Origin of the sequence: Serratia sp. CY71090, assembly GCF_052166845.1 — a bacterium.
Classification (GTDB): Bacteria; Pseudomonadota; Gammaproteobacteria; order Enterobacterales; family Enterobacteriaceae; genus Serratia; species Serratia nematodiphila.
Genome location: NZ_JBJNOA010000006.1, coordinates 99,176 through 112,500, shown reverse-complemented (window position 1 = coordinate 112,500; position 13,325 = coordinate 99,176). Strand labels below are relative to the sequence as shown.

12 protein-coding genes, 3 tRNA genes and 1 pseudogene are annotated in these 13,325 nt (G+C 55.7%); 10 read left to right on the top strand and 6 right to left on the bottom strand.

All coding sequences use genetic code 11. The features are described from left to right. Positions 1-11 precede the first annotated feature (11 nt). The gene (locus tag ACJ8OK_RS12975; RefSeq protein ID WP_004927953.1) at positions 12-353 is read right to left on the bottom strand and encodes a GlpM family protein; all 342 of its coding nucleotides are present in this window, start codon (positions 351-353) and stop codon (positions 12-14) included. Positions 354-476: 123 nt separating this feature from the next. Further along, a complete protein-coding gene (locus ACJ8OK_RS12970; RefSeq protein ID WP_004927950.1) occupies positions 477-701 on the bottom strand; it encodes a DUF2594 family protein in 225 nt (74 codons plus the stop codon). A gap of 705 nt (positions 702-1,406) precedes the next feature. On the opposite strand from ACJ8OK_RS12970, the gene uvrY reads away from it, so the two are divergent. From uvrY to ACJ8OK_RS12950, 4 genes are all read left to right on the top strand, one after another. Then, positions 1,407-2,063, top strand: coding sequence for a UvrY/SirA/GacA family response regulator transcription factor (uvrY, locus tag ACJ8OK_RS12965; protein WP_004927947.1), 657 nt, complete (start codon positions 1,407-1,409; stop codon positions 2,061-2,063). After that, positions 2,056-3,888 carry an excinuclease ABC subunit UvrC gene (gene uvrC / locus ACJ8OK_RS12960; RefSeq protein ID WP_033633389.1) on the top strand — a complete coding sequence of 611 codons (1,833 nt, stop codon included), beginning with the start codon at positions 2,056-2,058 and terminating at the stop codon, positions 3,886-3,888. The genes uvrY and uvrC overlap by 8 nt, the downstream gene beginning before the upstream one ends. Positions 3,889-3,946: 58 nt before the next feature. Continuing rightward, positions 3,947-4,495: a CDP-diacylglycerol--glycerol-3-phosphate 3-phosphatidyltransferase gene (pgsA, locus tag ACJ8OK_RS12955; protein ID WP_004927937.1), complete on the top strand. Its 549-nt coding sequence runs from the start codon at positions 3,947-3,949 to the stop codon at positions 4,493-4,495. Between the two features lie 144 nt (positions 4,496-4,639). Next, positions 4,640-4,715 (top strand) — tRNA-Gly (locus tag ACJ8OK_RS12950). Between the two features lie 147 nt (positions 4,716-4,862). Here the strand turns inward: ACJ8OK_RS12950 and ACJ8OK_RS12945 are convergent. From ACJ8OK_RS12945 to ACJ8OK_RS12935, 3 genes and pseudogenes are all read right to left on the bottom strand, one after another. Further along, positions 4,863-5,020 (bottom strand): annotated as a pseudogene (locus tag ACJ8OK_RS12945) (MFS transporter); the annotation flags it as partial. Between the two features lie 77 nt (positions 5,021-5,097). Then, positions 5,098-7,158, bottom strand: a complete 2,061-nt coding sequence (locus tag ACJ8OK_RS12940) for a DUF4132 domain-containing protein (protein ID WP_033633388.1) — start codon at positions 7,156-7,158, stop codon at positions 5,098-5,100. Positions 7,159-7,265: 107 nt separating this feature from the next. Next, positions 7,266-8,429 carry an isochorismatase family protein gene (locus ACJ8OK_RS12935; protein WP_202963932.1) on the bottom strand — a complete coding sequence of 388 codons (1,164 nt, stop codon included), beginning with the start codon at positions 8,427-8,429 and terminating at the stop codon, positions 7,266-7,268. Positions 8,430-8,533: 104 nt separating this feature from the next. Between ACJ8OK_RS12935 and ACJ8OK_RS12930 the strand changes: the two genes are divergently transcribed. The 3 genes from ACJ8OK_RS12930 to ACJ8OK_RS12920 all read left to right on the top strand — a co-directional run bounded on the left by ACJ8OK_RS12930 (position 8,534) and on the right by ACJ8OK_RS12920 (position 10,145). Beyond that, positions 8,534-9,427 (top strand): LysR family transcriptional regulator, encoded by an 894-nt coding sequence (locus ACJ8OK_RS12930; protein ID WP_442530624.1) that lies wholly within the window; start codon positions 8,534-8,536, stop codon positions 9,425-9,427. 548 nt (positions 9,428-9,975) lie between these two features. Next, positions 9,976-10,049, top strand: a tRNA-Cys gene (locus ACJ8OK_RS12925). A 10-nt stretch (positions 10,050-10,059) separates the two neighbouring features. Beyond that, a tRNA-Leu gene (locus ACJ8OK_RS12920) sits at positions 10,060-10,145 on the top strand. A 178-nt stretch (positions 10,146-10,323) separates the two neighbouring features. On the opposite strand, the gene ACJ8OK_RS12915 is transcribed toward ACJ8OK_RS12920, so the two are convergent. Then, positions 10,324-11,664 (bottom strand): anaerobic C4-dicarboxylate transporter, encoded by a 1,341-nt coding sequence (locus ACJ8OK_RS12915; RefSeq protein WP_004927934.1) that lies wholly within the window; start codon positions 11,662-11,664, stop codon positions 10,324-10,326. 237 nt (positions 11,665-11,901) lie between these two features. On the opposite strand from ACJ8OK_RS12915, the gene ACJ8OK_RS12910 reads away from it, so the two are divergent. The 3 genes from ACJ8OK_RS12910 (at position 11,902) to ACJ8OK_RS12900 (ending at position 13,294) form a co-directional block, all read left to right on the top strand. Next, entirely contained in the window at positions 11,902-12,354 is a 453-nt protein-coding gene (locus tag ACJ8OK_RS12910) for a PaaI family thioesterase (RefSeq protein ID WP_442530623.1), read from the top strand. Positions 12,355-12,495: 141 nt separating this feature from the next. After that, positions 12,496-12,777 (top strand): hypothetical protein, encoded by a 282-nt coding sequence (locus tag ACJ8OK_RS12905; protein WP_442530622.1) that lies wholly within the window; start codon positions 12,496-12,498, stop codon positions 12,775-12,777. Beyond that, positions 12,743-13,294 carry a hypothetical protein gene (locus tag ACJ8OK_RS12900; protein WP_033633384.1) on the top strand — a complete coding sequence of 184 codons (552 nt, stop codon included), beginning with the start codon at positions 12,743-12,745 and terminating at the stop codon, positions 13,292-13,294. The genes ACJ8OK_RS12905 and ACJ8OK_RS12900 overlap by 35 nt, the downstream gene beginning before the upstream one ends. Positions 13,295-13,325: the final 31 nt, after the last annotated feature.

Sequence of the window (13,325 nt, the reverse complement as noted above, 5' to 3'; positions counted from 1 at the left end):
AGGCAAGGGCGTTAACGCCCTTGCCACCATCCCCACAGCGTAATTAATAGCCACGCCGCCGCAATCCAGCACAATACCGCCGCACCCAGCGCTAACGACAGCCGCAGACTGTTAATCAGGAAATACAGCGAAATCAAATATACCAGGTAGGGCAATACCGCCCACATGCCGAAAATCAGCGTCGTTTTCAGTGCCGCAATTGAACGTTCGCTGCCGACAATGTAATGCGCAATCAGGGCGAAAGTGGGAAAGAGCGGGACTAAACCGGCGATATAATAGTTGCGCGTTTTGGCCAACAGGCCGATTAGAACCACGACCAGCGCGCCGATCAGCGCTTTGACAAGGATGCCCATAACGGTCTCGGGTGTGGGGGGAAAAGTCAACACACTGCTCGAAAGCGCGTGCAAGATCAATGGGGTGTGGCGTAGCGTGGTGAAAAGCAGACCCACAAGAAGTGCGGGTCTGGGGCGCAACGCTTACTGACGGTAAGCGTGCTTGATTTGCTGAATGCTGTTCTTGAAGATTTCTGCCTGAGTCGGATCTTCAATCTGCGCGATGAAACGTTCCATGTTGATGATGACTTTCCCGGCGTCGGCCTGGCCGATCGATTTCAAGATCAGCGTCAGCGTAGCTTTGAGGCAGGCAACCTCGGTCGCCAAGATTTCCGGGTTTGCAGACGTAGTGAAATCAACGTTGCTCATTTTCTCTCCTGATTTTTTGAGGCCGTAGCCTGATACAAGCTGCTTTGGCGCACCGCGCGCGGGCTAAAAAGTAGCCCCGGGCGCGGCGGCGAATTTAACTGGGCGCGGAGTATAGCATAGCATGAGTCTGTCATCTGCACCGGGCTTGCTCAGGTCTCGCGGGTGGGCAACGTTCGCTCGTTGCCTGTCTGAATCATCTACTCTCGGCAAGTTATTTCGAGGTGGTTAACAAGTATTTTTCCGGTACGTTATTGTTGAACAATCGGGGTTATTATAATTACTGGGGGGCGGAGGCGCCGATTTTACCGGCGTTTGCCGGGAATAATAGTTTCGACCGAGGGTTGCCGGACCCACGTTGGCCGCGGATTTTGTTACGCCTTTAAATATCAAATGATTACAAACAGCCAACAGCCGTGTTAATATTATTCATGTCGTGATTGCTTACACAGATTTCTCCCTCGCGGCATGATTGTCGCGCTATCCTGTGTCAGACGCAGCGCGACGAAATTATTTTCGTCGCCCGATCTTTTCCGACGTGACGATTTATCGGCGGCATAGACGGCTAAAATTGAAAAATCAGCTCTGCTCCGCAAAGTTATTCGGAAGTATGTATTAATCTGTGTTCATTCTTGTCTGAAAAACAAGTAATATCTCTGGCGAAAACAGAGGCCGATTGCGTTACTCCCTTTTTTTGGAGATTTTTCCTTGATTAGCGTTCTTCTTGTTGATGACCACGAACTGGTGCGCGCAGGGATACGACGCATTCTTGAAGATATCAAAGGTATAAAAGTTGTCGGTGAGGCTCAGTGCGGTGAAGACGCCGTAAAATGGTGCCGCGGCAACGCTGTCGATATCGTGCTGATGGACATGAATATGCCGGGCATTGGCGGGCTGGAAGCCACGCGCAAGATTGTGCGTTATGCACCCGACGTCAAAGTCATCATGTTGACCATCCATACTGAAAATCCTTTGCCCGCGAAGGTGATGCAGGCGGGTGCCGCCGGTTACCTGAGCAAGGGCGCCGCGCCGCAGGAAGTGATTAACGCCTTGCGTTCCGTGCATGCCGGGCAGCGCTATATCGCGTCTGATATCGCACAGCAGATGGCCCTGAGTCAGTTGGAACCGCAGGCTGAAACGCCGTTCAGCTGCTTGTCTGAACGCGAGTTACAGATCATGTTGATGATCACCAAAGGCAAAAAAGTGAATGAGATCTCGGAGCAACTGAGTCTCAGCCCGAAAACGGTGAACAGCTACCGTTACCGCATGTTCAGCAAACTGAATATCAGCGGCGACGTCGAATTGACTCACCTGGCCATCCGACATGGATTGTTCAATGCGGAGACGTTGTTAAGCAGTGAATGACCGTTTTGATGCCAAAGCCTTCCTGAGTACCGTCACCAGCCAGCCCGGCGTCTACCGTATGTATGACGCCACGGGTACGGTGATCTACGTCGGTAAAGCCAAAGACCTGAAAAAGCGTCTCGCCAGCTATTTTCGGCAGCAGGTCAGCAGCCGTAAAACCGAGACGCTGGTTAAAAATATCGCGCAAATAGACGTAACGGTTACCCACACCGAGACAGAAGCGCTGCTGTTGGAACATAACTACATTAAATTGTACCAACCGCGATATAATGTTCTTTTGCGAGACGATAAATCCTACCCGCTGATTTTTCTCAGTGCGGATACCCATCCCCGTTTGGCTGTGCATCGCGGCGCCAAACACGCCAAAGGCGAATATTTCGGGCCTTTCCCCAACTCTTACGCCGTGCGCGAGACGCTGGCGCTGCTGCAGAAGCTGTTCCCAATCCGCCAGTGCGAAAACAGCGTGTATCGCAACCGTTCGCGTCCGTGCCTGCAGTATCAGATCGGCCGCTGTTTGGGGCCTTGTGTTGCCGGGCTGGTGAGCGAAGACGAGTACCGGCAGCAGGTGGATTACGTGCGGCTGTTTCTTTCTGGCAAAGATCAGCAGGTATTGCACCAGCTGATTGAGCGTATGGAAGAAGCCAGCAAACTGCTTAATTTCGAAGAAGCGGCGCGCATTCGCGATCAAATTCAGGCTGTGCGCCGCGTTACCGAACGGCAGTTCGTGTCGGGCGACAGCGACGATCTGGACGTGATCGGCGTGGCGTTCGATGCCGGTATGGCGTGCCTGCACGTGCTGTTCATCCGTCAGGGCAAGGTGCTGGGCAGCCGCAGCTATTTCCCTAAAGTGCCGGGCGGCACGGATATGGGTGAGGTGGTGCAGACCTTTGTCGGCCAGTTCTATCTGCAAGGCAGCCAGGCGCGTACGCTGCCCGGCGAGATCCTGCTGGATTTCAGCCTGCCGGAAAAAGACCTGCTTGCGGAATCGCTCTCCGAGTTGGCGGGGCGCAAGATCCAAATTCAAAGCAAACCGCGCGGCGATCGCGCCCGTTATCTGAAACTGGCGCGCACCAACGCGGCAACGGCGTTGACCACCAGGCTGTCGCAACAGTCGACGATCCATCAGCGGCTGGCGGAATTGGCCAAAGTGCTGAACCTGACGGAAATCAACCGTATGGAGTGCTTCGATATCAGCCATACCATGGGTGAGCAGACAGTGGCTTCGTGCGTGGTGTTCGACGGAAACGGCCCCGTGCGAGCGGAGTATCGGCGTTACAATATCAGCGGCATTACTCCTGGCGATGACTACGCGGCGATGACGCAGGTGCTGAAGCGCCGTTACGGCAAGGCGCTGGAAGAGAAAAAGATCCCGGATGTCATCTTCATCGACGGCGGTAAAGGGCAGCTCGGCATGGCGATCGACGTATTCAAATCGCTGAATGTTACCTGGGACAAGAATAAGCCGCTGTTGATCGGCATCGCCAAAGGCGCCGACCGCAAGGCAGGGTTAGAAACGTTGTTCTTCGTGCCGGAAGGTGAAGGGATTTCTCTGCCGCCGGATTCGCCGGCGCTGCATGTGATCCAACACATCCGCGACGATTCGCACAATCATGCCATTACCGGTCACCGGCAGAGAAGGGCGAAAGTCAGGAATACCAGCGCATTGGAGCTGATTGAAGGCGTAGGGCCGAAACGGCGCCAGGTGCTGTTGAAGTATATGGGCGGACTGCAACCTTTGTTGAACGCCAGCGTGGAGGAAATTGCAAAAGTGCCGGGTATTTCACAAGCATTGGCAGAAAAGATCTACAATGCATTGAAACACTGAGGGCAATGTAGCAACATACTCTTAATTTCCACTCTAGCCAGATAGTTACCGTAGCATTATGCAATTGAATATACCGACTTGGCTTACCCTGTTTCGCGTAGTTCTGATCCCATTCTTTGTGCTGGCGTTTTATCTGCCGTTCAACTGGGCTCCGATGGTTTGCGCCGTTATCTTTGTGTTTGCCGCCGTCACCGACTGGTTTGACGGCTTCCTGGCACGTCGCTGGAAACAAACGACGCGCTTCGGGGCGTTTTTGGATCCGGTCGCGGACAAAGTGATGGTGGCGGTGGCGCTGGTGCTGGTGGCGGAGCACTACCACAGCTGGTGGATCACGCTGCCGGCGGCCACCATGATCGCCCGTGAAATCATCATTTCGTCGCTGCGCGAGTGGATGGCGGAAATTGGCAAACGCAGCAGCGTGGCGGTGTCCTGGATCGGCAAAGTGAAAACCATGGCGCAGATGATGTCGCTGGTGGGCTTGCTGTGGCGGCCGGATCGTTCCGTAGAGTATGTGGCGATTGGCTTGTTGTATATCGCGGCGGTGCTGACTTTCTGGTCGATGTTCCAATATTTGAACGCGGCACGCAACGATTTGCTGGAACCGTGATCGATACGCTGCAAAAAGCGGCAAACGATCGTGGTGTGCCAACAATTTTATTGACTCATCACGTCAGGTAAGTAGAATGCATCGCATCAGACGACAACGATGAATTGCCGAAAGATAGCAAAGAAATCAGTCAGTTCTGGTAATGCGGGAATAGCTCAGTTGGTAGAGCGCAACCTTGCCAAGGTTGAGGTCGCGAGTTCGAGCCTCGTTTCCCGCTCCAAACATTAGCCTGTTGAATCTTCATGATTCGGCAGGTAAGAAAAAGGGGCTTAGGCCCCTTTTTCGTTTTGTCCTCCGGTAGCCGTCGTGCCCCCTTTTTCAATACGATTTCAATCATTTGATTGACTCTGCAACATTTTGCCGATTGTCATTCCAACTGCTTGCCTTTGATTTCAGGTAACAACAGGATTATCAGTAGCACTGCGCCGCAGGAACATGCCTATAGCGGCGCCCAGGGCCGCTGCTTTGGCCCAGATAGCCGACCAATCCCGGAAATAAAGCACCGCTCCCGTGCCTGAAACTGTAGGGGAGTCTTTACCTGATGGTGCGTGCGTTCCGCTGATGGGGGCGCTCGGTAGAAATGCCTGAAGGCAAGGTGAATATCAGCTGGCGCTGCCTGTCGCGGCCAATAAAATCTCTGCGCGGTCGACGATGGTACTCAGGATGGATTCATCGTATGGTAGCCAAAAGATCGGCGACTTGCCGCCCGATTTTGGGGTTGACGGTAATTCCGCCGGTGCGCCGGCGCGGGTGACTCGGCCCGTCGCCAGATGCAACGCATAGTCGGCGATGCGCAGATGATTTGTTTCTACGGTGAGCCTGCCTGCGGCGATGGGCTGGTGGAAAATGTGGCGTAGCGTTTCACGGCGCAGGTTAGCGATGTTAGAGGTTTCCGTCAGATAACTCAGGTGACGCGCCCGCTGTTGCGGTGAAGCGCCGGAGGCCAAGGCATCGCCCTCCGCTAACGCCGTGCGGCTGATTAGCAGATCTGCGGCGCGGCACATCTCCGAATACGTGATTGCCGGCAGAGCCTCGGGGGCGATACGCTCCCACTGCCCGTTGATTTGCCGATTGACCGTCAATGCACCTGACGCTCCCCAGCCATCGGCTCCAGGATAGAGTTTGGCATTCACGGCGAACAGCGCCTGATACTCACCGAAGCGGCGCGCAAGGCCCACGCCGCCGGCGCCGATATGCCATCCTTGCTGCCGGGCAAGGCCCAACAGTGGGCGAAGTGCCAGTAAATACCCGGAAAAATCGGCGGAGCGGAAGTAATACTCGCGGTAGGCCTGACGGAACGGCTGGGCGATGCGACGTGAGATAATGAATGTGCGCCACGCCTGCCGTTCACCTTCATCCGCCATCAACGGATGCCACAGCAGAATCTCGGCGTCATTCGGCAAGTCCAGGGGCTGCCCGTGAGCGTCCAGAGCGCCGTCCAGCGGCACAAATACGCGATCGGGCTGGCCCGGGCAGCGAGCCAGCCAAATCAGAGAATGCGCTAACGGCGCGCCGGCCGGAGAGTTGTGCAACTGTGAATGCCAGTCATGATAGGTGAACTCACTGCCTAGCCACATACTGGCCTCGAGGCAAGATGCGAGCATGGCGGTTTGCTTTTTCCCGGCGGGCAGTTGGCCGCTTAATTTCAGCGCCATATCGGGGCGTTCGGCCAGGTTGCGTTCTGCGGGTTTTACATTGCGCCCCAGTTTCTTTTTAATCCCGGCATGACGAACCGACTCTAGCGTATAGCGCAGTGCCTTGACACCTTCCGGCGTGGGTGCCGCCTGAATTGAATGTCCCAGGGCGATGGCCAGTGCCTGAGAGGGCGCGGTCTTGGCCATGGTGGGCGCAACGGCAACCTGCGGCAATAGCTGTTCGATCAACGGACCGAACCAGCGCTCATCTCGCCACGCTGTAATGCGAGCCGCCCGGGCAATAATATGCGCGTCATCGACTGAGAAGGCGCAGTCGGCCTTATAGGGTAGCTCGGCCCGCCGGATGGCTTCGAGGTGCCTGAGCGCCTGTTCCAACGCGGTCCGGGCGAAATCCATATAGGCAGGCTCGTCGCTCAGAATCTGCATGTCGTTCCTGTCGTCGTAGAGCGACTGAGGTTGATAGTAGGCGGTTTGCGACTGGCAGAGCGTCAGGGCGCCGGCGAGGCTGAGGCGAGAGAGCACGGCGAACTCACTTAACACATACGGGTCCTGGGCGTGCTGCGTCATCACGGCCTGCTGCAGGCGCGAGCGAATCTCATCATCGGTATATCTGGTCAATACGTGGGCTTCGTAACGCCGTAACGCCCAGAAGGCCGGCTCCTTTTGTTGCGGGGCGCCCGTAGTCAGGATCCGGCGCAGCTCTGTGGCCAGCGCTGGCGATGGCGATGCCGTCAAGCCGGCAATGCAAAGTACCGCGTCTTCCCAACAAACAAGGTTGCGCAAAACGTCAATGGCGGTAGCGTTATCAAAGGCGGGAACCTTGCCTAACGTTTTGGTTTGTTGCCTGATATGGTACGCCAGCGTCCTGAACTCCGGATGCTCGACATCGTTCGCCAGACGGTGAATGTCCGCCCACAGTTTTCCAAGTTCTTGCGGGGGGAAAGGGCTGATGTCCGGCGGCTCACCCAACCGCGCTTTTAACTGAGCTAATAAGGTTGCGTGCGGCATGATGAAATCCTTTTTATCGTAGAGGCGATCGCAGGCTAACTGTACCGCCACATTTAATAAAGCGGCGGTGCGATAAAATGCCCTTCAACTTACCACAACGATTGGGATCAGACTGCGGTTTGAGGCGCGGTGGGTACCGCCACCGCATCGATTTCGACCAGCACATCTTGTCGGAACAGAGTTTCTACGCCGATCAAGGCGCTGGCGGGTTCATGCCCTTTGAGCCAACGATCGCGGATCTTGCGAATTGTGGCCAACTGTTCGGGACGATAATTGCGCACGTACAGCGTCATTCTGACAATATTTTCGGGTGAACTGCCTGCATGCTGCAGCGTGTCGTTCAAATTCTTGAATGCCAATTCCAATTGCTTCTCCAGCCCTAAAGGGACTTTGTTGTCAGCGGTTACTGGGACATGGCCACTGAGAAACAGCAGGCCACTCTGTGTTTGCGCAGCGCCGGAGACGCCGGGGATTTTCTGGCCTGGAGCCGTCAGCAGACGCAGCGATTGTGCGGGCTCCGGGGAGTTGGTGGATCTCGCTTTCAGCGCTGTCTGATCGCCGAAAGACAGAGTTTCGATAAACGCTTGTGTCATCATGGCCCAGCCAAAATGATGCACTACGTCGTTCAGAACGTGTTGCTGTTGCTGAGCGGTGAAAGCGGCCGTCGCATCGCTGAGGATCACTGGCTCATAGCCCAGATCGTGTGCGGCGCGTAATGTGGACTCGATGCAGACGTGGGTGGCGTAACCGGCCAGGTACAGCCGGGTAATGCCTTGCCCGCGCAGATAGTTGTCCAAATCGGAGGCGGCGAATGCGCTGGCACCCGCACGCCCGCTGATGACAAACTCATTTGATCGCGGAGCGAATGATGGATAGAACTGCCAGCCTTTATCCTGTTTTTGCCAGGTGCCGGCTTTGGGGATGGCGCCGCGTAGCCCAAATGGTTTGCGCCCGAGTTCACGGTAGTCTGGCGACAGTTGCAGCGTAGCGTGAATGACCGGCATCCCCGCCTGGCGAGCAGCCTCCAGGGCGCGTTTGCCCGCTTCCTGGGAACGGGCGAGCGATCGCTTGTCCTGGATCAAACCATGCAACTTACCTTGCGGATCCAGCCACTCATTGACGAACTCGATCATGACCAGCGCCGCACGCTCTTCTTTCGGCTGTTGTTGCGGTATTAAGTTAGTCGCAGCTGCTGCGGCTTGGCTTGCCGTTACAGCCATAGTAGAAAGCAAACATAGTCGCGAAAACAGACCGTTGGTAAATTTCAACATGTTGTATCCCTCATCAGTTAGTGGAGGAATAACTATATGGATGATGAACAGGAATGATAATGCCTTTATAATCAAAGTTACTGTGAATTAAGGGAATAATAAGAATGGATCCATTCAGTGATATCAGCACCTTTGTCAGAGCCGCCGAAGCCGGTAACTTCACGCGCGCTGCACGTGTGCTGCGTATTACGCCTTCTGCGGTGAGCAAGTCGGTGGCGCGTCTGGAAGCAGAACTTGGCGTGAAATTATTCCACCGCTCACCGCGGCAGATCACATTGACCGGCGATGGTGAAGTTTTCTTCGACGTTTGTCGGCAAGGCATGACGGCCATTGAGGACGCACGCAGTCTGCTGGGGGGGAGCGCCCAACCGTGGCGCGGAAAACTGCGGATTTGTGTACCGGTGAGTTTTGGTCAATGCGTGGTTGCGCCGGCACTCAGCGAGTGGCTGGCTGCCCATCCGGGACTAGATATCGAGCTGACATTGACCGACCGACATGTTGACATGACGGCCGAACGTTTCGATCTGGCTGTTATGTTGGGCGAAGTGCCGGATTCTCGTCTGGTTGCACGCGCTTTGCCGCCACATCGTTTCCAGACCGTTGCGGCGCCGGTTTATCTGCAGCAGCATGGTGCACCCAGTTTCCCCGGCGATCTTGGCGAACATGCTTGCCTACGCTATATCATGGCCAATAGCGGCCAGTTTCGTACCTGGACATTCTCCCGATCCGGGGAAGCATATCGCCACTTTCCTATCGGACCACTGGCCAGCGATCACGTCGCCGTGCTGCTGGCATTGGCTGAAGGTGGGCAGGGCATTCTTCAGGCGCCGCATTACGTTGTGGCACCGGCGTTAGCTGCAGGCAGGCTTGTCACCGTTCTGAACGAGTTTGACAGCGTTGGCGCGCCGTTGTCTGTTGTGTATGAAAAGGCGCGTCATGCTTCTGCCCGAAACAGACTGGCTGTTGATTTCTTACTCGAACTCGGTAGCCGGCTTTAGCCGGCTTGATGTATCGGCCGAACGATGCGGCAATCGCTGTCAGGGGCGAGGGATTGCGGTCAGGGAAAGCAGAAGGTGTGACGGGGCAGATAATCTGTCTCACCGTTGCCGGCGACTCTATGCGTGTGCATCGAAGATTACGCGATGTCCCCATGATGATGCTTTGCCCGGTACCCCATCATCATAAGCAAATGAAAAGCCGGGGAGGGCACGGGTAAGCGATTCCTGTCGAGAAAAAAGATCCGATTTGCCCGTGAATCCCTGAGCCAATGCATATAAAATCAACATTCCGCTTGCCTTTCCGTTGGCATTGTGAACAGTGCGCCCACAAAATAAGCAGTTGAAAGCGTTAGAGAACTTTTTGCTATTTCGGGGGGTTGCCAAGGTGGGGGGTTTAGTCCATAATGCAGTCCATCGATTCGGCGGTAACGAAATAAATTACTTAAGAATCAGATGATTAAGATAAGCGATTTCAACATCGCGATTGAAAAGAACAAAACGAAGTGGGTGAGTCACCGGCTTTGGCCTGAAAAGGCAAACAGAATAAAGGCGCGTTAACAAAGCGGTTATGTAGCGGATTGCAAATCCGTCCAGTCCGGTTCGACTCCGGAACGCGCCTCCAACTTTCCCGAGCCCGGGTGGTGAAATCGGTAGACACAAGGGATTTAAAATCCCTCGGCTTATGGCTGTGCGGGTTCAAGTCCCGCCCCGGGTACCAGGGAATAAAAATACCGAATAATCAAAGCAATAAGTAGTAATGTCGTAGACCGCCGAGAGGCGGTTTTTTTGTTTTTGTAATTCGCATTCCCCCCGCATTCCTTCCTGTCTTGTCATGCCTTATACCCATGGATTGTCATCCTGTTTGCAGGGAGCCCCGCAGGGCTCCGAAGTACAACTCATAAGAAACCGAACGCCGCAGCGAGGATCCAGCCGAAGACGCAGGAGACGCTGACGCCGATCAGGCCTGGCAGAATAAAGCTGTGGTTGATCACGAAGCGGCCGATGCGGGTGGTGCCGGAGCGATCGAACTGGATTGCCGCCAGATCGCTGGGGTAGGTTGGCAGAATGTAATAGCCGTAACAGGCCGGCGCCGAAGCGACGATATAGGCGGGGTTAACCCCGATCGCCAGCGCCACCGGCACCAGCGCCGCCAGTGCGGCGGCCTGCGAGTTGACGAATTTCGACACCAGCAGCAGGATCAGCGCATAGGCCCAAGGGTACTCTTTCACCAACACACCCAGTGTGGCCTCGATCTGCGCCAGGTGCGCGCCGAACATGGTTTCCGCCATCCAGGCGACGCCATACACCGCCACGATGGCGATCATGCCGGAACGGAACACCTCGTTTTTAGAGATAGACGCCGGGTTGGTGCGGGTAATGATAACGATCAACGCCCCGGCCATCAGCATGCACATCTGGATCACCAGAACCATGGAGAGCGGCTTGCCGCCGAAGCTGGGCCGCAGGCCGGAAAAGGCCCCCAGCACCGCCACCAGGGCGATGGTGGCGAGGAAAATCCACATGGCGATCCAGTTGCTGCGCGGCAATACCCGATCCAGCAGGGTAGCGGCGTCGCCGTAGACATAGCGATGGTTCTCCGGCACCGAGATGAACTTCTGGAACTCCGGGTCTTTGTCCAGGTCTTTGCCGCGGAACCAGCTGAAGATGCCGATCGCCAGAATGCCGCACAGCGTCGAAGGGATGGTGATAGACAGCAGATCGAGGAATTCCAGATGGCGGCCATTGAAGGTGTAGCTGCTGAGCATTGCCACCAGTGACACCACCGCCACCGAGACCGGGCTGGCGATAATGCCCATCTGCGCGCCGATCGAACTGGCCGCCATCGGCCGTTCCGGGCGGATATTATTTTTGATCGCCACGTCATAGATGATCGGCAAGATGGTGTACACCACATGGCCGGTGCCGCACAGGATAGTGAGAATACAGGTGACGAAGGGGGCGATGATCGAGACATAACGCGGGTTGCGCCGCAGCATCCGCTCGGCGATCTGCAGCATGACGTCCAACCCGCCTGAGGCCTGCAGGGTGGCGGAGGCCGCCACCACCGCGATGATCACCAGCATCACGTCTACCGGCGGTTTGCCGGGCTGCAGGTGAAAGCCAAACACCAGGATCATCAAACCGATACCGCCCAGTAACCCCAGCGCAATGCCGCCCTTACGCGCCCCATACAGCAGGCATGCCAATATAACCGCTAATTGCAGAAAGAAATCCATGATAGATACGCCTTAATAATGTTGAACTTAACTGCGTTCAGTTTCCGGCGGTGTTTACAGTAGAAAGTTGTTTTAAATCTAAAGGCGCTAAAAAATTGTGGTTATTAGCTCTAAAGAGTGATGACGGTCACGTTCAGAGAATCTGAAGAGCAGGCGGCTGACGACATCAGCACGAAAAAGCAAGTTAAGAGGTCAGACCTCTCTTATATAACCGGTTTACCACCAGAGGAGAGAGCAATGGATCCGACAAACATGACCGGGCTGGCGTTATTACAGGCTGCGATGGCTGGCAAGATCCCACCGGCCTCGATCGCTGAAACCGTGCCCATGAAACCGGTCGCGGTGGAAAAGGGGTATATTCGCATCGCGGCGCGGGCCGACGGGCGCCATCTGAATCCACTGGGGGGCGTACATGGCGGTTTCGCCGCCACGGTTTTGGACTCCGTGACCGGTTGCGCGGTACACAGTACGCTGGGCGCGGGGATTGGCTATGGCACCGTCGATCTGCAGGTTAAAATGTTGCGCCCTGTGCCGAAAGAAACTGATCTGATCGCCGAGGGGCGTCTGGTCTATGCGGCGAAGAACGTCGCATTCGCTGAAGGCACGCTAAAAACGGCGGAAGGGAAGCTGCTGGCTTCGGCAACCGCCACTTGTTTTATTATTCGCCCCACCGAACAAGCACCGCAATAACCTGCTTTTTATCGGGCTTCGGGCTATCAACCCGGAGCCGGATGCACTTATCTTCGGCTGCATGCCTTGCTGCGCTACGATGGCAGGCGCGATACGCCATTGTGGTCTAGTATTCTTGGGTGAAAATTTATCGGGGTGATTATGCAGCCGTATAAAGAGGTTGAGTTTGATCATGAGCTTTGTCTGGCGATCGGCAAAGCCGTATTAGACGTGGTGGCGCAGGGGGAAGAAACCAGCGCTCCGGCGGTGATGAGCGCGATTGAGCGGTTGGTGGAGCAGGGGCTGAATGATGATGAAACCGCCATCGCCGACGACGCCCTGGATGTGATGGCTCGTCTCATCCACGGCTTCAGATTCATTAATCTCGCGGGTGAAGAGGATACTCCCCATGCATTGGTTGAATTTCAAGCGCTACAAGAGTGACGTTGCCAAACAGGCCGTGCCGCCGCATTTGAATGCGGCTGAGTTTGCGCGGCATTACGCCGACAAGCCGCAAGCTGATACGGAAGAGTACCTTTCGTTGAGCGGGGAGATGTGCTGGGATGCGGTGGTGCTTTGCGCCCACCGTTCAGGCGCGCTCAGCAAGGCGAAATACAAGCAGCTGTGGCTGACGGTGTTCGATAAGCAATATAAACATTTCGTCAGCCCCGATGATACCGAGATCCGCACCATGGCGGATATGCTGCGCGCGCCGCAGGGATGTTTTATCGGTATATTTTCCATGCGCGACGCGGCGGCGCCCCGATTGCTGCATGCCATGATCGGCACCGGTGCGGGATTTGCCGCGGGCAATAAAAATCTTTGCATCGGCGTGGGCGGCGCGGTCGGTTGGGAAAATCTCAATCTGGCGCGCGATCTGCGCTGGCAGCCGGAAGGCGGTTTTTCACGCCAGGGCGACAACGAAGTGCTGCGCATTTTTTATCGGCCTTTCCCCGCCTGAACCACCGGCCGCAGGCTTTTTAGGATAAAAA

Excerpts from the sequence above, each read along its gene's own strand:
- ACJ8OK_RS12975 (WP_004927953.1), bottom strand. The coding sequence starts at position 353 with ATGGGCATCCTTGTCAAAGCGCTGATCGGCGCGCTGGTCGTGGTTCTA.
- ACJ8OK_RS12970 (WP_004927950.1), bottom strand. The coding sequence starts at position 701 with ATGAGCAACGTTGATTTCACTACGTCTGCAAACCCGGAAATCTTGGCG.
- pgsA (WP_004927937.1), top strand. The coding sequence starts at position 3,947 with ATGCAATTGAATATACCGACTTGGCTTACCCTGTTTCGCGTAGTTCTG.
- ACJ8OK_RS12940 (WP_033633388.1), bottom strand. The coding sequence starts at position 7,158 with ATGCCGCACGCAACCTTATTAGCTCAGTTAAAAGCGCGGTTGGGTGAG.
- ACJ8OK_RS12935 (WP_202963932.1), bottom strand. The coding sequence starts at position 8,429 with ATGTTGAAATTTACCAACGGTCTGTTTTCGCGACTATGTTTGCTTTCT.
- ACJ8OK_RS12930 (WP_442530624.1), top strand. The coding sequence starts at position 8,534 with ATGGATCCATTCAGTGATATCAGCACCTTTGTCAGAGCCGCCGAAGCC.
- ACJ8OK_RS12915 (WP_004927934.1), bottom strand. The coding sequence starts at position 11,664 with ATGGATTTCTTTCTGCAATTAGCGGTTATATTGGCATGCCTGCTGTAT.
- ACJ8OK_RS12910 (WP_442530623.1), top strand. The coding sequence starts at position 11,902 with ATGGATCCGACAAACATGACCGGGCTGGCGTTATTACAGGCTGCGATG.
- ACJ8OK_RS12905 (WP_442530622.1), top strand. The coding sequence starts at position 12,496 with ATGCAGCCGTATAAAGAGGTTGAGTTTGATCATGAGCTTTGTCTGGCG.
- ACJ8OK_RS12900 (WP_033633384.1), top strand. The coding sequence starts at position 12,743 with ATGCATTGGTTGAATTTCAAGCGCTACAAGAGTGACGTTGCCAAACAG.